We start from the raw sequence: 16,021 nt of genomic DNA, 5'->3' as shown, positions 1-16,021 counted from the left end.
CCGGGTGTTCTCGTAAATTCAGCATGGGCATAATTAACTGTCTAAATATACAGTATTAATGGGTGGTTGTCATCCCCGTCGGTTGCCGCCGTTTGGTATTCATGGCGTAGGTTCGTCTTCCATGGTTTCGGCCACGTAGCCGCTGGGGTTGTCGATCCATGCCTGTAAGGCGTTGGCAGTCCAGCCGCTGGCCCGGCCGCCGAGCTTGACTGGCGGGGGAAAGCGTCCGGCGGCGATACGGCGGTAGAGGGTGGGACGGCTCAGGGCGGTGATACGAATCACGTCCTTCATGCGATAGAACGCGGGCTGAAAGCCTCCAGCGGCGTTGTCTTGTCTCGGAGTGGTCATGGCTATCTCCCAATGTGTCGACATGGTTCCGTTATCCGGCTGACCGCTTGTCGGGCTCAACCTAGTAGGGCGTAGCGGGGCGTAATGCCACCTTGCATGGCCAGTGGATGGTTCGTCCTGTCGGCGTCAGCGGATCATCCTGCATGCATTGCGCAGTATCCACCCGTCTCGCATGTGGTTTTCCAGGCGGAGGGCTCCAGGAATGTGGCGCTGACGATGGTGTTGCGGCAGCGATAGCCCTTCTGTGTCGTTGCGGAGCAGTACACGCTTCCTTGGCTGGTCAGCCACTCGATGTAGTCCGTGCGGTTCAAACCCATTAGTTCGCCATAGGCTTCCTGCTTGTCTTGCAGCAGCCTCAATGCCTGTTCAGGGGTCGCTATTACGGTGTGGCTTCCGGTCAGCACCGGCACTTGCACGGCCAGTTGGCAGCCCGCGTCTGCCAACGCCCTGAGTAGATTCAGCTTCTCCATGTGCTTGTCCCCGCAATGGTCAGTGTATGGATGAAGACGTGTCGTCGTAGGTATGTTTCCCGAATGCCGTCCTGTCCATCATTGTCTGGAAAATCTGCATGATCGCGGCTTCGCTGGGTTGCTCCAGCACCTTGCCAGCCAGGCGCACAGCGGCGGTTAGTGCGGCTTCGACATGCTGGGTTACCACGTACTGCGGTGCTGTCCAACCGGGAAAAGGGGCATCGCATGGCGCAAATGCTTCGTCGTTGTCGTCTTGATGGAACATGCCTCTGTCCTGTTTTGCGTATTGACCTCATTTTCCGCGACAGGGTAGGGGATGTCTATTCGTAGTTCTGACAGGGGGGATACGGTTGAGGATGCTCGCTGGCCTATGGAATATGGCCTGCGGATTGGCGTATGGTGCTGCGCTATCGCTTGGGCAGGTGTTCTTCGATCTCTTTGTTCAGACGGAGGAAGCCTTTGGCAAGTTCGGGAGCTTGATAGGAAAAATCAATAAACGTGCTCAGGCAGGTGGGTGCCTTGGGCCGTTCGGCTAGCCAGCTCTCGTAGGCCCCAAGGGCAAGTGACGACCCTGGCCCCAGATAGTAGGCCTTTTGTAGCTCCAAGACGGCATCACTCATGTCGAAGTATCTCTGCGTTGCACAAAGCCAATAACCTCGCTCAGCCATTTTTTTTGCTTCTTGGGAGATTGGATCATACATCCCGCCTTGAACCTGGGTGAAGAATGAAAGCAAGTCAAACTGCGCCTGTTGACGACCAGGTTTGAGGACGTCGCTCCCTAGGGCGCTGGCGAACCACGCTAACATGGCAAGACCGCCCAAGCCATAAAAAATCATAGAGCCATCTTTTTCCCGGGGGCAGGAAATACCTAAGGTGCAGGCTGCGCAGGCCAAGCCTGTTAGAAGCCAGGCGCCAACAGCCCAATAGTTCTGGTTGCTGATTGCCTGAATCATCAGCGCAAGCATGATGAGTAGGACAAGAGCTGTTGCACCGATACGCATTGTCATGATGAACGTTCTCGCAGTTAAAACTGAGTAAGAAACGGCATCCTGACAGAAATATTTAGCGATTACCGGAGCGTCTCGTACAGCACGCATATCGAGGGGGGGCTTGATCTGGTTTTCCTGGACCGTTATGGTCGGATATTGCGGATCGACATCCGCGTTTTGCCTGGGCGCATATGGCGTGCTGGAGTTACGCGGCGGCGTCCTCGCTGACGGGCCGTTCAAAGATGTCCGTATAGATCGCATAAAAACTGCAGTACAGCACAGCGCTCAGGAATACCATCAGCGGCGCCTGCAGCATGCCGAGGATCTGGACCGGAATGCCAGCCCCCAGCAGCAGCGACAGCAGCAGGTCCACGCCCAGGAACAGGGCGGCCCAGCACAGTCCATACAGGAACAGCGGCAGCTTGTTGCGCCAGCAGGCGATCCACGAAAAGAAGAGCGACTGCAGCAGGGCAACCCTGTGCCAGAGCACCAGTGCAGGGGCCTGCCAGAACAGTGCTGACAGCAGCAGGTAATAGCCGGCAAATAACAGGACGGGGGTACGCAGCGCCTGCAGCAGGGGCGTGATGTCGGAATCGGGTGTCAGCGAATCGACTACGGTCGCCAGATTATCCATGAAAGGCAGGAAAATCAGCACACCACCCGCCAGGCCCAGTGCAATGTAGAGGATGCCCATCATCAGCAGTCGCTTGAGGACACCGGGTTCCTTGAGAGGCCGATTCCAATCGGAGAGCGCCATGCCCTCGCCCTGGTCAATGCGTCGGCAGGCACCGAGCGTGACGGCGGTGATGGTGGGAATCAGGATAATGAAGATGGCTGGCCCGAACGGTGGCGTGAGCTGGGCGAGCAGCAGCATCAGGCTGATCAGCACCGACAGACTGAGCATGGGCATGGGCTGGCGCATGACCAGTGCGTAACCGGTACGGATCCAGTGCCAGCCGTAGCGTGCGGGAAGAGAAGCAGCTTGCATATGATGGGCTAGGGTCTGTTCACACAGGTTCAGGGCAGGGCCGGGACGACTTCGCTGCGTCGCAGTTGCAGCACGCGTTCGAAGTGGCGCGGGTCGTGGGGTTTGAGCGTCTGTGCCGGGCGCGGCAGGTAAAAATCATACAGCCGCGAGATCCAGAAACGCAGGGCGGCGGCGCGCAGCATGTGCGGCCAGGCTTCGCGCTCGGCGGCCGTGAAGGGCCGCACGCTGGCATAGGCCTGCAGCCAGGCCTGAACCAGTTCGGGTTTGAGCTGGCCATTGTTGCGATGAATGCACCAGTCGTTGACGGCGACGGCGACATCAAACAGCCAGCGATCACAGCCGGCAAAATAGAAATCAATGATGCCGCCCATGTGTGGGTCTTCGTTCGTGCCGGCGAACAGCACATTGTCCCGGAACAGGTCGCAATGGGCCGGTCCCAGCGGTAGCGACTGCCATGCCGGGCTGGCATCGAGCTGTTGCTGATGTGCCAGTTCATCCTGCAGCATGGCGGACTGGTCAGGCGTCAGAAAAGGCAGGACGCTGGGCACCGTGTGTGTCCACCACGCCAGACCACGCAGGTTGGGCTGGCTCAGCTCGAAATCGGCTGAGGCCATGTGCGCCCGTGCGAGTGTGGCACCGATCAGTCGGCAATGCTCGATGCCAGGCTCGGGTTCGTAGCCACCGGGCAGGCGCGAGACGATGGCGCTGGGCTTGCCGTGCAGCGTACCGATGCGGGCACCATCGCGGCGGGTCTGGGGCGAGGGCACCGGAATGCCGCGTTGCGCCAGGTGATGCATCAGTTCGATGTAGAAAGGCAACTGCTGGTGCGTCAGGACCTCGAAAATGGTCAGGACGTATTCACCGCGCGTCGTATTCAGGAAATAGTTGGTGTTTTCGATGCCGGCGGTAATGCCGCGCAGGGAGACCAGACTCCCGATGTCGTAATCGGCCAGCAACTGGCGGGCATCGTCGTCGGTAATGGTGGTGAATACGGCCATGGCTCAGGTCGTGGTGAATCGTGAGACTGTCGGAGTGGCAGCCGTGCGGACAGGCATGGCCCGTGGCTGGGAAACTTCACATTCTAGCCGGTTTGGGGGAACGGCAAGCGGGCGGATGGCAGTCAAATACGCCATAATGCGCAGTGTCGGTTTGCCGGCGACTTCTGTTTTTCGGTTCCAGCCTCGTTGGCTGAACCATTTGCACGTCATGACCATGCAAGATTCTCACCCTGAAACATCTGCCGCCAGCATGCCGGCTTCTCTGGAAACTGTTGGCTCGCAGCACGGGCATCCCCCGTTGCCCATCGCGCGTCCCTGGGCACTGTGCGTAGCACCCTTGCTGGATGTGACCGACCGCCATTGCCGCTTTTTCCATCGCCTGCTGGCCCCTGCGGCGCGGGTCTATACCGAAATGGTGACCACAGGGGCGCTGCTGTACGGCGATGCGGCCCGTCACCTCGATTTCAGCGAAGAAGAACATCCCGTGGCCCTGCAACTGGGTGGCAGTGAGCCGGCCGACCTGGCTCAGGCAGCGAAGCTGGGCGAGCGCTGGGGATACGATGAAATCAACCTGAACTGCGGCTGCCCATCGGAGCGTGTGCAGAAAGGGGCATTCGGGGCCTGCCTCATGGCAGAGCCGAAGCTGGTGGCCGACTGTGTGCGGGCCATGCAGGACGCCGTCTCGGTTCCGGTCACGGTCAAACACCGGATTGGCCTGGATGATGGCGTGGCGTATGGCTTTGTCCGCGATTTTGTCGGGACGCTGCATGCTGCCGGCTGTCGGGTGTTCATCGTGCATGCGCGCAATGCCGTCCTGAAAGGATTGTCACCCAAGGAAAACCGCGATATCCCGCCACTGCGCTATGACGTGGCGCTGCAGCTCAAGGCCGATTTTCCCGATTGCACCATTGTGCTCAATGGCGGGATTGTGGAAGTCGATGCAGCTACGGCACACCTGGCGGCTTTCGATGGCATCATGCTGGGGCGGGCTGCCTGGCATCAGCCGCGCATTCTGTCGGCATTGCAGCAGGTGCTGGATCCGTCCGTGCCGGTGCCGGATGATGAGGCCGTGATTGAGGCCATGATGGCCTATGCCGGTCGCCAGGTTGCGCGGGGCGTACCCTTGCGTTTCGTGGCTCGGCCGATGCTGGACATGATGTCGGGCGTGCCGGGTGCACGCCGCTGGCGCCAGATGCTGTCGGATGCAGCCCTGCTGGCGCGCAATGAGCCGGAATTGCTGCGTCAGGCGTTCGGGGCGCTGTCGTTGGGCCAGGCGCGGATATAGGCCTTGAGCATCTTGTTCTCGAACTTGTCGGCCTTGGCCAGCGCCTGCGCCATGTCGTAGAACGAGATGACACCCAGCAGCGTGGGGCCGTCGAGCACGGGAACGTAGCGGGCCCGCATTTCGAGCATGATGCGCTGCACTTCTTCTACCGAGGTATTGGGCGTGACACTGACTGGCGCGTCGTCCATGATGCTGCGGATGGTCGTGCTGCCGATCTCGCCGCCGCTGGTATGCAGGTAGCGGATGACTTCGCGGAATGTCAGCAGACCCACCAGTTGGCCCGACTCCATGATGACCAGGGAGCCGACGTCGTTTTCGCTCATGGTGATGACGGCCTGCTGCACCGGCGCATCCGGGTGGGCGGTGAAGAGGATGTCACCCTTGACTCTGAGAATTTCGCTGACTTTCAACATGATGATGCCCTTCCGGCAAGACTGCGTACGACGAACCAGCTTACATTATGTCAGCTTTTCCGTGGCCGTGTGTGCGCCGGACCGCAGAATCTCGTCGAGCGATGGCTCGTGTGGCGGATCTGCAAGATAGCCGGCCAGGGCGTTTCGGAGCGCCGGGTCGCGGGCGAGCGCCGGCTGGTGACGTGCCAGCAGCAGGCGGTCGAACAGGGGGCCCAGCGTGGTCGTGTCCGGGTCGCAGACCAGCGCCCAGCGATCCTTGCCATCCTCCTGGATATGCGTCACGTAGTTCAGTGCTGCCAGCTGTTCCAGCCGCTCCTGCACATCGACCGGGTACAGTTGCAGGGACTGGCTCAGCGAGGCCAGGGTCAGGCCGACTTCGGGGGGCTGGCGGGCCTGCATCAGCGCCCGCAGGACGGCAACCGATTGCACCATGGCTGCGCCGATCTGGTGTTGGTGACGCCAGCGGCCGGTGCGCACGGCGGGAATGTTGGCCGTGATCAGCGCACCGAACAGGACTGTCAGCCAGGAAAGGTAGATCCACAGCAGGAAGATCGGTACGATGGCAAAGGCACCGTAGATGACGGTGTAGGAGGGAAAGCGCGTCAGGTAGGCGGCAAAGCCGGTTTTCATCAGTTCGAGCACGATGGCTGTGCCGAAGCCGCCCATCAGGCCGTCGCGCCACCTGACGGTACGGTTGGGCACGACCACGAACAGCGCCGCAAAGGCAAAGCCGGCCAGCAGCAGCGGAATGGCCTTGAGGGCGATCTCGGTGCCGAACGGCAGTTCGCCGACCAGACCGAGCGATTCGCGTGCCAATACCGCCGTGACCCACAGGCTGGCACCGAGCAGTACCGGACCCAGCGACAGGATGGCCCAGTAGACCAGTATCCGCTGGGTCAGGGGCCGCTGTCGACGCACGTGCCAGATATCGTTGAGCACCGTATCGATGGTCATCATCAGCATCACGGACGTGACCATCAGGAAAATACCCCCGATCGCCGTCAGGCGCGAGGCCTGCTGGGCGAACTGGTTGAGGTAGGCCATGATATTGCCCGAGACGATCTCGGGCATCAGGTTGTGCGTCAGGAATTCTTCCAGCGCCACCTGGAACTGCTGGAACAGCGGGAAGGCCGTAAACAGCGACAGCACCACGGCCAGCAGCGGCACGATTGCCAGCACGGTCGTGAAGGTCAGGCTGGAGGCCACCTGGGTCAGGCGGGCTTCGTCGATGCGGGCCAGGGCGAACCGCAACCCCTGGCGCAGGTGCGCCAATCGGTGGGCCGTACGGTGCGAAGCAGGGGCGTCTGTTTTTGTGGTCGTCATGCAGGCGATAATAGAGATTATGGATCATGAACTCAACCCTCGTCTCAATCCCCGTCTGCGCCAGGGCGCGACCTTCTGCCTGCTGGCGCTGATCGTGCTGTGCGTGCTCTGGGAAACCGTGCTGGCCCCGATTCGGCCGGGCGGTTCCTGGCTGTTCCTCAAGGCCCTGCCGCTGGCTTTCCCGCTGCGCGGCGTGGCGCGTGGCAACCTCTATACCTATCAGTGGGCGTCGATGCTGATTCTGCTGTATGTCATGGAGGCCGTGGTGCGGGTCATGAGCGATCCGCCCGGACCGTCGATTGCACTGGCCTGGATCGAACTGGCACTGTCGGTCGGATTTTTCTTTTGCGCGATTTTCTACGTCCGGCCTGCCAAGAAGGCGGCGCGGACACGACAGCGGATGCAAAGAGAGGAGGGGGCATGAGCGAAGTTTCCCTGGCCACTTCGTTGCAGGACCTGCACATGGTCAACAGCTTTGCGGGTCTGCCGGATGCGTTCTATACGCGCCTGCCGCCACGGCCGCTGACCGATCCCGTCCTGCTGCATGCCAATGCCGCTGCGGCCCGGAGCTGCCTGGGGCTGTCTCCTGCGGCATTGCAGACGCCGGCTTTCCTGGATGCCGTGTCGGGTGCCGCGCCCTGGCCGGGTGGCGATTGCCTGGCGGCGGTCTACAGCGGCCATCAGTTCGGCGTCTGGGCCGGGCAACTTGGGGATGGCCGGGCCCATCTCCTGGGTGAGGTCGATGGTCCTGATGGGGGCTGCGAATTGCAGCTCAAGGGGGCCGGGCGCACGCCGTATTCCCGCATGGGCGATGGCCGTGCCGTGCTGCGTTCGTCGGTGCGCGAGTATCTGGCGTCCGAGGCCATGCACGGGCTGGGCATTCCGACGACGCGCGCGCTGGCGCTGGTGGGGGGCAGCAATATGGTGCAGCGCGAAACGCCCGAGACGGCGGCGATCGTGTTGCGGCTGGCTCCCAGTTTTATCCGCTTTGGATCGTTCGAACACTGGGCCGCTCAGCGGCGTCCCGATCTGCTGGCGACATTGACGGATTATGTGATTGATCGCTTCTATCCGGCGTGTCGCGACAAACAGACGGGAGATGCTGAAAACGGGCATAAACAAGCCGGACCGGTCCTGGCCCTGCTGCGTCAGGTATCACGACGCACCGGCGAACTGATGGCAGCCTGGCAGTCAGTCGGGTTCTGTCATGGTGTGATGAACACGGACAATATGTCCATCCTGGGCCTGACGCTGGACTATGGACCCTATGGCTTCATGGATGGTTTCGATATCCGGCATGTCTGCAATCATTCAGATACGCAGGGGCGCTATGCCTGGCATGCCCAGCCTGCCGTGGCGCAATGGAACCTGCTGCGGCTGGCCAATGCGCTGTTCCCGCTGGTGGAAGACGAGGCTGCGCTGCGCGACGCGCTGGGCACATACGAAACCGCCTTCATGTCGGCATTCCAGCAGCGCATGGCAGCCAAGCTTGGCCTGCAGGACTGGGATGGCGAGGGCGGTGACGATGTGCTGCTCGATGATCTGTGGAAGCTGATGCACAGTCAGCAGGCCGACTTTACGTTGACCTTCCGTCGATTGGCGGATGTCGTGACAGGTGAACCGGGCAACGGGCCGCTTCTGGTCAATGACGATGGGTTGCGCTGGGATGATCATTTTGCCGACCGTGAGCCCGCCCGACACTGGTTGGCGCGCTACCGCCAGCGCCTGGGCCGGGACGGCAGGCCGGATGCCGAGCGGGCTGAGGCCATGAATCGGGTCAATCCGCTCTATGTGCTGCGCAATTACATGGCAGAACAGGCGATCCGGCAGGCCCAGGCCGGAGATACGAGTGAAATCGACCGTCTGATGCGGTTGCTAGCCCATCCGTTTGCCGCTCAGTCAGGCTATGAGCGGTATGCCGAGCCGCCACCGGACTGGGCAGGGGGAATCTCGGTCAGTTGTTCTTCATGAGTAGATATAATCTCCCTATCCTTTTCGATTGATCTGACTCTCGGCCTCAGGCCGCTTCTTGCTGGGGTGTTCCCGTATGGCTGGCAGTACGTTCGGTACCTTGTTCCGTGTAAGCAACTTTGGCGAATCCCATGGCCCGGCCATCGGCTGCGTGGTGGACGGCTGTCCTCCGGGCATGCCGCTGACGGTCAAGGATATCCAGACACAGCTCGACCGCCGCCGTCCGGGTACTTCCCGCCACGTGACGCAGCGCCAGGAAGCTGATCAGGTCGAAATTCTCTCCGGTGTGTTCGAAGGCGTGACCACGGGTACGCCGATTGGCCTGCTGATCCGCAATACCGATGCGCGCAGCAAGGACTATGCCTCGATTGCAGACAGTTTTCGCCCCGGGCACGCCGACTACACCTACTGGCACAAGTTCGGTGTGCGTGATCCGCGCGGGGGGGGGCGTTCCTCTGCACGCCTGACGGCACCGACGGTTGCTGCTGGGGCCATTGCACGCAAATGGTTGGCCCTGCGGTACGGCACGGTGATCCGTGCCTATATGAGCCAGCTCGGACCGATCCGTATCCCTTTCCTGTCATGGGATTTTGTCGAGCAGAATCCGTTCTATGCGCCCAATGCCGATGTGATCCCCGAACTGGAAGACTACATGGATGCCTTGCGCAGGGATGGCGACTCCATCGGCGCGCGCATCGAGGTCGTGGCCGAGCAGATCCCGGCAGGACTGGGCGAGCCCATCTATGATCGCCTGGATGCCGATATCGCCTATGCCATGATGGGCCTGAATGCGGTCAAGGGCGTGTCGATCGGGGCCGGTTTCGAGAGCATTGACCAGCGTGGCAGCGAGCATGGCGACGAGATCACGCCGGAAGGCTTTCTGAGCAATCATGCGGGTGGCATCCTGGGTGGCATTTCGAGTGGCCAGCCGATCACCGTGTCGCTGGCTATCAAGCCGACGTCCAGCATCCGGGTCGAGCGACGTTCGGTCAACCGGGCTGGCGAACCTGCCGTAGTGCAGACGCTGGGGCGCCATGATCCCTGCGTGGGCATCCGTGCCGCACCCATTGCAGAAGCCTTGCTGGCGCTGGTGCTGGCCGACCATGCCCTGCTGCATCGCGGACAGTGCGGAGAGCGCGAAGATGCGTAGTCGGCTTGCCATGCTATTGCGCGGGTTCGGGGTTGCCGGCGTGCTGGCCCTGACGGCGTGCGCAGGTGTACAGACGACCCAATCGGGTGCCATCGGCATCAATCGCACGCAATACATGTCGAGCATGGTGCCCGAGTCGCAGTTGCGGCAGGAGGCGGAGACGCAATACGAGCAGGTGATTGCGCAAGCTCGTACGCAGGGCAAGCTTGATCGCAATGCCAGTCAGGTCAAACGCGTCCAGACCATCACCAACAAGCTGGTGGCGCAGGCCGGCATCTTCCGCCCGGAGGCCGTGAACTGGCCCTGGGAAGTACATGTTATCTCCTCTGACGAGGTCAATGCCTGGTGTATGCCGGGTGGCAAGATCGCTGTCTATACGGGGTTGCTGGACAAGATCAAGCCGACCGATGCCGAATTGGCTGCCGTGCTGGGTCATGAGATTGCCCATGCGCTGCGTGAGCATGCGCGCGAACGGGTCTCGCAGCAGATGGTCACCAACGTCGGTCTGACCATTCTGGCGGCTGTAACCGGCTCAAAGGCCACGGCCGATCTTGGCAGTTCGCTGACCAGTGTGATGTTTACCCTGCCCAACAGCCGGGAGCATGAGACCGAGGCTGACCGCATGGGCGTGGAGCTGGCGGCGCGTGCCGGTTATGACCCACGTGCGGCCGTGACGCTGTGGCAGAAAATGGCCCAGGCCGGGGGCGGTGGGCAGCCCGAGTTCCTCTCCACCCATCCGTCGCCGGCCAGCCGTTCGGCAGACCTGCAGCAGGCCGCCGCCCAGGTGATGCCGCTGTACGAGGCGGCCAGGCGTTGATTCGCAGGGAGCCAGGCACTGCCTGGCTCTGTAGTTCGTTCACTGAAAAGTGAAGGTCGGTATGCCCAGAGGATCAGTCAGCCAGGCTGTCTGCAGCCCGGACAGCCTGGCAGAATGCCTGAATACTGGCTGCTGATTTTTCGCCCGGCGCGGATTCGACGCCACTGCTGACATCCACAGCCCAGGGCCGCGTGCGTGCAATGGCCTGGCTGACGTTGTCCGGCTTCAGGCCACCCGCCAGGATGATGGGACGTGTAGTGGGCAGGGTGGAGACAGCATCCAGCAGATCGTGGTCAAAGCCATGGCCGCTGCCGCCGTAGCCCGTGCTGTCGCTGTCGAACAGCCAGGCGCTGGCTGCTTCCCAATGCTGGCAGGTGGCTGCTACGGCAGCCGCATCCGGCAGGGCCGGCCCGCCAATGCGAAAGGCCCGCAGGAAACGCTGGCCATGGCGCTGGCATGCCTCGGGTGTTTCGTCGCCATGAAATTGCAGCAACTCGGGCGCTACCTTGTCCTGCACTTCGCGTATCAGTGCCGTGTCGGCGTTGACGAACAGGGCCACCACATCCACGAAAGCCGGTATCCGGTGTCGCAACTGCGCAGCCCGATCCGGCGAAACGTAGCGCCGGCTGGCTTCGAAGAAGACGAAGCCGAGGGCGTCGGCACCTTCCTGTACTGCGGTGTCGATATCCGCTTCACGTGTCATCCCGCAGATTTTGATGCGGGTGCGCCGCCCAGCTGCGATGGCAGAGAGGGCGGGTTGCGCGGCGGATGGCAAGCTGGATGGCATTACTGGAAACCTGCGCCAGGGTCGGCATTGTCACCATTGCCGTAGCCGTAGATGTCATCATCGCCATAAGCCGTGCCCACATCGATCTGCACCGTGGAGGGATCCACATCCGTCAGTTCGGCCTTGTAGTGCATGACCATGCCGGGGAAGACCATGACGGCGACGACCATCAGCAGTTGGATGCCGATGAACGGCACCGAGCCCCAGTAAATCTGGCCGGTAGTGACCCTGGGAATCATTTGTCCCGTGATTCGGTCCCGGTAGTCGTCGCGCGGCGCGACAGAGCGCAGGTAGAACAGTGCGAATCCGAATGGCGGATGCATGAACGAAGTCTGCATATTGACCGCAATCAGCACACCGAACCAGATCAGGTCGATGCCCATCTTGTCTGCCACCGGCCCCAGCAGGGGCACGATGATGAAAGCCAGCTCGAAGAAGTCTAGGAAGAAGGCCAGCAGGAACACCATGATGCTGACCACGATCAGGAAGCCCCATTCGCCGCCCGGCAGATCGATCAGCAGATGTTCGACCCACAGGTCGCCATCCACGGCGCGGAAGGTCAGGCCGAAGATGGTCGATCCGATCAGGATGAAGAGCACGAAGCACGACAGCTTGGTGGTGGTGTCCATGGCCTGCTTGAGCAGCGACCAGCTCATGCGCCGACGCAGCAGTGCCATGATCAGCGCACCGACCGCGCCCATGGCCCCACCTTCGGTGGGGGTCGCCACGCCGATGAAGATGGTGCCTAGCACGAGGAAGATCAGTGCCAGGGGCGGGATCATCACGAAAGTGACCCGCTCGGCGATTTTGGAGAGCATGCCCAGGCGCAGGACCTTGTTGAGCACGGCGATCACGAGTGCCGTGACGCCCCAGATCAGGATGCCGATCACGATTTTTTCGTCGATGGGCGAGGTTTCGTCGTTGAGATGACTGCTGACAAACCAGGAGACGGCGACCGAAAACAGCATCAGCACGACCAGCGAACGGATGCCGCTGTGACCGTTGGGCTCATGGAAGTCGCGCGCTTCGGGCGGCATGGCGGGCGCGCTCTGCGGGCGCAGCCATGCCATGATGAGCACGTAGGCGATGTAGCTGCCGGCCAGCAGGAAGCCCGGAATGATCGCACCCCGGTACATGTCGCCCACCGAGCGACCGAGCTGGTCAGCCAGGATGATCAGGACCAGCGACGGCGGGATGATCTGCGACAGCGTGCCGGAGGCCGCAATCACGCCGGTTGCCAGCTTGCGGTCATAGCCGTATCGCAACATGATGGGCAGCGAAATCAGACCCATCGAAATCACCGAGGCCGATACCACGCCCGTGGTGGCGGCCAGCATGGTGCCGACCACGACCACGGCCACGGCCAGACCGCCCCGGATCGAGCCGAACAGTTGGCCGATGGTTTCGAGCAGGTCTTCGGCCATGCCTGAGCGTTCGAGGATCAGGCCCATCAATGTGAAGAAGGGCACGGCCAGCAGGGTGTCGTTGGCGACGATGCCGAAAATGCGTTGCGGCAGGGCCTGGAACAGCGCCGGCGTCAACAGGCCCAGTTCGATGCCGACCAGACCGTAGAGGATACCGTTGGCAGCCAGCGCAAAAGCGACTGGAAAGCCGAGCAGCAGGAAAAACACCAGCGTCAGGAACATGACGGGTGCGAGATTGGCGATCAGGAATTCCATGATGGTCGTTGTCCCGTGAGGTTACTGCTGGGGGCGGCCCGACTGGGCTTCGACAGGTGGCGGGGCCGTGGTGCCGTCGCGCTCAAGCGCCTCGCGGGCGATTTCATCAGCCAGTGCTTCTTCGGCCGTCTTGGCCTGTTCGCGTGCCAATGGATCAGGGCACAGACCCTGCAGGTAGCCGATGCACTTGATCAGGTGGGAGATGCCGGCCAGGACCAGCAGCAGGAATCCGACCGGAATCAGCAGCTTGACGGGCCAGCGGACCAGTCCCCCCGTGTTCGATGATTGTTCGTGGGTGACCCAGGATTCGATGAACATGGGCCACGACAGCCACAGTACCAGCAGGCTGGCCGGAAGCAGGAAGAACAGCACGCCGAAAATCTCGATCTTGATCTGGGTACGGCGGCTCAATCGCTGGGCCAGGACATCCACGCGCACATGTTCGTTCTTGAGCAGGGTGTAGCCGGCTGCCAGCAGGAAGATGGCACCGAACATGTACCACTGCAGCTCCAGCCAGGCGTTGGAACTGATGTGCAGAGTTTTACGCACGACGGCATTGGATGCGCTGACGATGGCCATGAGCAGGGTCAGCCAGATGACGACGCGGCCGACACGCAGGTTGATTCCGTCGATCAGCCGGGAAAGGGCAAGTAAGGCTTGCATGGCGAGTGTCCGTTCGGATGGAAGGAGGCGGGGCGACCATAGCTTCTGGTGCCCAAGCCCGCCGTAATGTGGCCGGCAGGCAGGGGCATTATTTTAGCTGATGTGCTCAACGTCGTGTGACGGCGGCCATGAACTGGTCGAAGCTGCCTTCCGATACGCGGAACCAGGGCACCAGTTCGTCACGGAAAGCGGTGTAGTTGTCGAGAATTTCCTTGAAGGCAGGGTCCTTGGCCGCCAGCTCTGCGTAGAGTGCATTGGCTTCGCGATAGCAGGCATCCATCACGTCGCGCGGGAATGACTTGAGCTTGGCACCCTGGGCGATCAGGCGGCGCAGGGCGGCCGGGTTCTCGGCGTCGTAGGTGGCCAGCATGTCGAGCGTGGCCGTGGCCGTGGCCTGGTCGATGATGTCCTGGTAGCGCTTGGGCAGCGTGGCGTAGGCATCCTTGTTGACGTACAGCGAGACTTGCAGCGTGCCTTCCCACCAGCCCGGAAAGTAGTAGTAGGGAGCCACCCGGTTGAATCCGAGTTTTTCGTCGTCATAGGGGCCGATCCATTCGGCGGCATCGATGGTGCCTTTTTCCAGCGCGGGATAGATGTCGCCGCCGGCGATCTGCTGCGGGACGACACCGAGCCGCGAGAGCACCGCGCCGGCGAATGCGCTGGAGCGGAACTTGAGCCCCTGCAGGTCAGCGACCGAGTTGATTTCCTTGCGAAACCAGCCGCCCATCTGCGCACCCGTGGCACCGCAGGGGAAGTTGACAATGTTGTACTTGTCGAAGACGGCGCGCAGCAGTTTCAGGCCATCGCCGTGGCGCATCCACGCGTTCATCTGGCGGGTGTTCAGCCCGAACGGCACGGCACCGTCAAAGCACAGGATGGGATCCTTGCCGTAGTAATAATAGGAGGCGGTGTGACCGCACTCGATGGTGCCATTCTGGACACCGTCGAGGACCTGCAGGGCCGGCAGGATCTCGCCGGCAGGGAAGACGCGGATGTTGAATTTGCCATCGGTGGCTTCGGCCACATATTTGGCGAAGTTGACGCTGCCGTTGTAGATGGCATCGGCACTGCGGGGAAAGCTGGAGGCCAGGCGCCAGTTGAGTGCCGGACTGTCCTGTGCAAATACGGGAGCTGCGAGTGTGGCGCTGCCGGCGGCGGCCCCACCGATGACCGCCTGCTTGAGGAACGAGCGTCGTTGCATGGAATATCTCCGCGAATAGTAAGTATTGTTATCGAGGTGTTTGCAAGCCTCGTACGTAATTCTACGGAGAAAATGGGAAAACCCAGCGCTATCGTTTTCCCTAGAAAACGCCAGTCAGATACGCTCAGCGGTGTTTGTCAGCAGCCAATCAGGGGCAGCAGCGAGGCATCTGCGTCCTGTTCGGGCAGGCCGAATTCACGGGGATATTCTGCGGCAGCCAGGTACAGTCCGTCGGCTGCGAAGGTGGGGGCGGCCCGGGTCCGGTCGCGGGCGGCCAGTAGTTCAGCCATGTCCATTTGCTGGCGTCCCTGGCCGATCAGGACCAGGGCACCGACGATATTGCGCACCATGTGATGCAGGAAGGCATTGGCCCGGAACGTCAGCACGACCCACTGGTCGCGCTCGCCGCGCGACTCGATGTCGAGCTGATGCATTGTGCGCACCGGGTGTGCCGCCTGGCATTGCGATGAGCGAAAGCTGCTGAAATCGTGCGTGCCCAGCAGGACCTGGGCTGCTGTGCGCATGGCTTCGATATCGAGCGGACGAAAGGCCCAGCCGGCCCGACCTGCCCAGAGCGGCGAACGCACCCGGGACTGATGCAGCACATAGTGATAGGTACGTGACTGGGCCGAGAAGCGAGCATGGAACTCGGGCGCAACGACCTGTGCCCACAGCACGGCAACACTGTCGGGCAGATGGGCATTGAGGCCGCGTACCCAGGATTCCATACGCCTGTCGAGGGGAGTATCCAGGTGCACGACCTGACCGACGGCATGGACGCCGGTATCGGTTCGGCCGGCGCAGACCAGTTCGACTGGGTGGTGCGCGAAAGCCTGTAGCGCATTCAGCAGGGTGTCCTGGACTGTGCGGCCGTTGGGCTGTGTCTGCCAGCCTTGCCACGGCCTGCCGTCATAAGCGATACCCAGTGCAATGCGCATG

At 61.8% G+C, this 16,021-nt stretch carries 18 protein-coding genes; 5 read left to right on the top strand and 13 right to left on the bottom strand.

From position 1 onward, the window contains the following. Positions 1-99: 99 nt before the first annotated feature. The 6 genes from DD235_RS09500 to DD235_RS09475 all read right to left on the bottom strand — a co-directional run bounded on the left by DD235_RS09500 (position 100) and on the right by DD235_RS09475 (position 3,793). Positions 100-348, bottom strand: a complete 249-nt coding sequence (locus DD235_RS09500; RefSeq protein WP_109061960.1) for a helix-turn-helix transcriptional regulator — start codon at positions 346-348, stop codon at positions 100-102. Between the two features lie 134 nt (positions 349-482). Continuing rightward, the gene (locus DD235_RS09495; RefSeq protein WP_109061826.1) at positions 483-818 is read right to left on the bottom strand and encodes a hypothetical protein; all 336 of its coding nucleotides are present in this window, start codon (positions 816-818) and stop codon (positions 483-485) included. A gap of 19 nt (positions 819-837) precedes the next feature. Continuing rightward, the gene (locus DD235_RS09490; protein WP_109061825.1) at positions 838-1,083 is read right to left on the bottom strand and encodes a hypothetical protein; all 246 of its coding nucleotides are present in this window, start codon (positions 1,081-1,083) and stop codon (positions 838-840) included. 142 nt (positions 1,084-1,225) lie between these two features. Then, positions 1,226-1,825, bottom strand: coding sequence for a hypothetical protein (locus DD235_RS09485; protein ID WP_146193481.1), 600 nt, complete (start codon positions 1,823-1,825; stop codon positions 1,226-1,228). Positions 1,826-2,012: 187 nt separating this feature from the next. Continuing rightward, complete coding sequence (locus DD235_RS09480) at positions 2,013-2,795, bottom strand: BPSS1780 family membrane protein (RefSeq protein ID WP_109061823.1); 783 nt, start codon at positions 2,793-2,795, stop codon at positions 2,013-2,015. A 29-nt stretch (positions 2,796-2,824) separates the two neighbouring features. Beyond that, positions 2,825-3,793, bottom strand: a complete 969-nt coding sequence (locus DD235_RS09475) for a homoserine kinase (RefSeq protein WP_109061822.1) — start codon at positions 3,791-3,793, stop codon at positions 2,825-2,827. A gap of 304 nt (positions 3,794-4,097) precedes the next feature. Here DD235_RS09475 and dusA point away from each other — a divergent pair, with 304 nt between their 5' ends. Then, positions 4,098-5,078, top strand: coding sequence for a tRNA dihydrouridine(20/20a) synthase DusA (dusA, locus tag DD235_RS09470; RefSeq protein WP_109061959.1), 981 nt, complete (start codon positions 4,098-4,100; stop codon positions 5,076-5,078). Here the strand turns inward: dusA and DD235_RS09465 are convergent. Together DD235_RS09465 and DD235_RS09460 are read right to left on the bottom strand one after the other, a co-directional pair. Then, positions 5,036-5,491: a CBS domain-containing protein gene (locus tag DD235_RS09465; RefSeq protein WP_109061821.1), complete on the bottom strand. Its 456-nt coding sequence runs from the start codon at positions 5,489-5,491 to the stop codon at positions 5,036-5,038. The genes dusA and DD235_RS09465 overlap by 43 nt on opposite strands. A 45-nt stretch (positions 5,492-5,536) precedes the next feature. Continuing rightward, a complete protein-coding gene (locus DD235_RS09460; protein WP_109061820.1) occupies positions 5,537-6,814 on the bottom strand; it encodes a YihY family inner membrane protein in 1,278 nt (425 codons plus the stop codon). Between the two features lie 19 nt (positions 6,815-6,833). Between DD235_RS09460 and DD235_RS09455 the strand changes: the two genes are divergently transcribed. From DD235_RS09455 to DD235_RS09440, 4 genes are all read left to right on the top strand, one after another. Further along, on the top strand, positions 6,834-7,238 hold the full coding sequence (locus tag DD235_RS09455; protein ID WP_109061819.1) for a DUF2069 domain-containing protein: 405 nt from the start codon (positions 6,834-6,836) through the stop codon (positions 7,236-7,238). Beyond that, positions 7,235-8,785, top strand: coding sequence for a protein adenylyltransferase SelO (locus tag DD235_RS09450; RefSeq protein WP_109061818.1), 1,551 nt, complete (start codon positions 7,235-7,237; stop codon positions 8,783-8,785). Before DD235_RS09455 ends, DD235_RS09450 begins: the two co-directional genes overlap by 4 nt. A 76-nt stretch (positions 8,786-8,861) precedes the next feature. Further along, entirely contained in the window at positions 8,862-9,935 is a 1,074-nt protein-coding gene (aroC, locus tag DD235_RS09445) for a chorismate synthase (RefSeq protein ID WP_109061817.1), read from the top strand. Then, entirely contained in the window at positions 9,928-10,752 is an 825-nt protein-coding gene (locus tag DD235_RS09440; RefSeq protein WP_109061816.1) for a M48 family metallopeptidase, read from the top strand. The genes aroC and DD235_RS09440 overlap by 8 nt, the downstream gene beginning before the upstream one ends. A gap of 73 nt (positions 10,753-10,825) precedes the next feature. On the opposite strand, the gene DD235_RS09435 is transcribed toward DD235_RS09440, so the two are convergent. From DD235_RS09435 to truA, 5 genes are all read right to left on the bottom strand, one after another. Then, positions 10,826-11,539 carry a phosphoribosylanthranilate isomerase gene (locus tag DD235_RS09435; protein WP_109061815.1) on the bottom strand — a complete coding sequence of 238 codons (714 nt, stop codon included), beginning with the start codon at positions 11,537-11,539 and terminating at the stop codon, positions 10,826-10,828. Continuing rightward, positions 11,539-13,218, bottom strand: a complete 1,680-nt coding sequence (locus DD235_RS09430) for a TRAP transporter large permease (RefSeq protein ID WP_109061814.1) — start codon at positions 13,216-13,218, stop codon at positions 11,539-11,541. Before DD235_RS09430 ends, DD235_RS09435 begins: the two co-directional genes overlap by 1 nt. A 21-nt stretch (positions 13,219-13,239) precedes the next feature. After that, positions 13,240-13,881 (bottom strand): TRAP transporter small permease subunit, encoded by a 642-nt coding sequence (locus tag DD235_RS09425; RefSeq protein ID WP_109061813.1) that lies wholly within the window; start codon positions 13,879-13,881, stop codon positions 13,240-13,242. 106 nt (positions 13,882-13,987) lie between these two features. After that, positions 13,988-15,082 (bottom strand): TRAP transporter substrate-binding protein, encoded by a 1,095-nt coding sequence (locus DD235_RS09420; RefSeq protein WP_109061812.1) that lies wholly within the window; start codon positions 15,080-15,082, stop codon positions 13,988-13,990. A gap of 137 nt (positions 15,083-15,219) precedes the next feature. Then, positions 15,220-16,020: a tRNA pseudouridine(38-40) synthase TruA gene (gene truA / locus DD235_RS09415; RefSeq protein ID WP_109061811.1), complete on the bottom strand. Its 801-nt coding sequence runs from the start codon at positions 16,018-16,020 to the stop codon at positions 15,220-15,222. Position 16,021: the final 1 nt, after the last annotated feature.

The organism is Corticimicrobacter populi, from assembly GCF_003123725.1.
GTDB classification, from domain to species: Bacteria; Pseudomonadota; Gammaproteobacteria; order Burkholderiales; family Burkholderiaceae_B; genus Corticimicrobacter; species Corticimicrobacter populi.
This window is presented reverse-complemented; position numbering and strand designations above follow the sequence as displayed.

Bases quoted from the DNA above. Each gene is read 5' to 3' on its own strand.
- DD235_RS09500 (WP_109061960.1), bottom strand. From the start codon at position 348: ATGACCACTCCGAGACAAGACAACGCCGCTGGAGGCTTTCAGCCCGCG.
- DD235_RS09495 (WP_109061826.1), bottom strand. From the start codon at position 818: ATGGAGAAGCTGAATCTACTCAGGGCGTTGGCAGACGCGGGCTGCCAA.
- DD235_RS09490 (WP_109061825.1), bottom strand. From the start codon at position 1,083: ATGTTCCATCAAGACGACAACGACGAAGCATTTGCGCCATGCGATGCC.
- DD235_RS09485 (WP_146193481.1), bottom strand. From the start codon at position 1,825: ATGACAATGCGTATCGGTGCAACAGCTCTTGTCCTACTCATCATGCTT.
- DD235_RS09480 (WP_109061823.1), bottom strand. From the start codon at position 2,795: ATGCAAGCTGCTTCTCTTCCCGCACGCTACGGCTGGCACTGGATCCGT.
- DD235_RS09475 (WP_109061822.1), bottom strand. From the start codon at position 3,793: ATGGCCGTATTCACCACCATTACCGACGACGATGCCCGCCAGTTGCTG.
- DD235_RS09465 (WP_109061821.1), bottom strand. From the start codon at position 5,491: ATGTTGAAAGTCAGCGAAATTCTCAGAGTCAAGGGTGACATCCTCTTC.
- DD235_RS09460 (WP_109061820.1), bottom strand. From the start codon at position 6,814: ATGACGACCACAAAAACAGACGCCCCTGCTTCGCACCGTACGGCCCAC.
- DD235_RS09455 (WP_109061819.1), top strand. From the start codon at position 6,834: ATGGATCATGAACTCAACCCTCGTCTCAATCCCCGTCTGCGCCAGGGC.
- DD235_RS09450 (WP_109061818.1), top strand. From the start codon at position 7,235: ATGAGCGAAGTTTCCCTGGCCACTTCGTTGCAGGACCTGCACATGGTC.
- aroC (WP_109061817.1), top strand. From the start codon at position 8,862: ATGGCTGGCAGTACGTTCGGTACCTTGTTCCGTGTAAGCAACTTTGGC.
- DD235_RS09440 (WP_109061816.1), top strand. From the start codon at position 9,928: ATGCGTAGTCGGCTTGCCATGCTATTGCGCGGGTTCGGGGTTGCCGGC.
- DD235_RS09435 (WP_109061815.1), bottom strand. From the start codon at position 11,539: ATGCCATCCAGCTTGCCATCCGCCGCGCAACCCGCCCTCTCTGCCATC.
- DD235_RS09430 (WP_109061814.1), bottom strand. From the start codon at position 13,218: ATGGAATTCCTGATCGCCAATCTCGCACCCGTCATGTTCCTGACGCTG.
- DD235_RS09425 (WP_109061813.1), bottom strand. From the start codon at position 13,881: ATGCAAGCCTTACTTGCCCTTTCCCGGCTGATCGACGGAATCAACCTG.
- DD235_RS09420 (WP_109061812.1), bottom strand. From the start codon at position 15,082: ATGCAACGACGCTCGTTCCTCAAGCAGGCGGTCATCGGTGGGGCCGCC.
- truA (WP_109061811.1), bottom strand. From the start codon at position 16,020: ATGCGCATTGCACTGGGTATCGCTTATGACGGCAGGCCGTGGCAAGGC.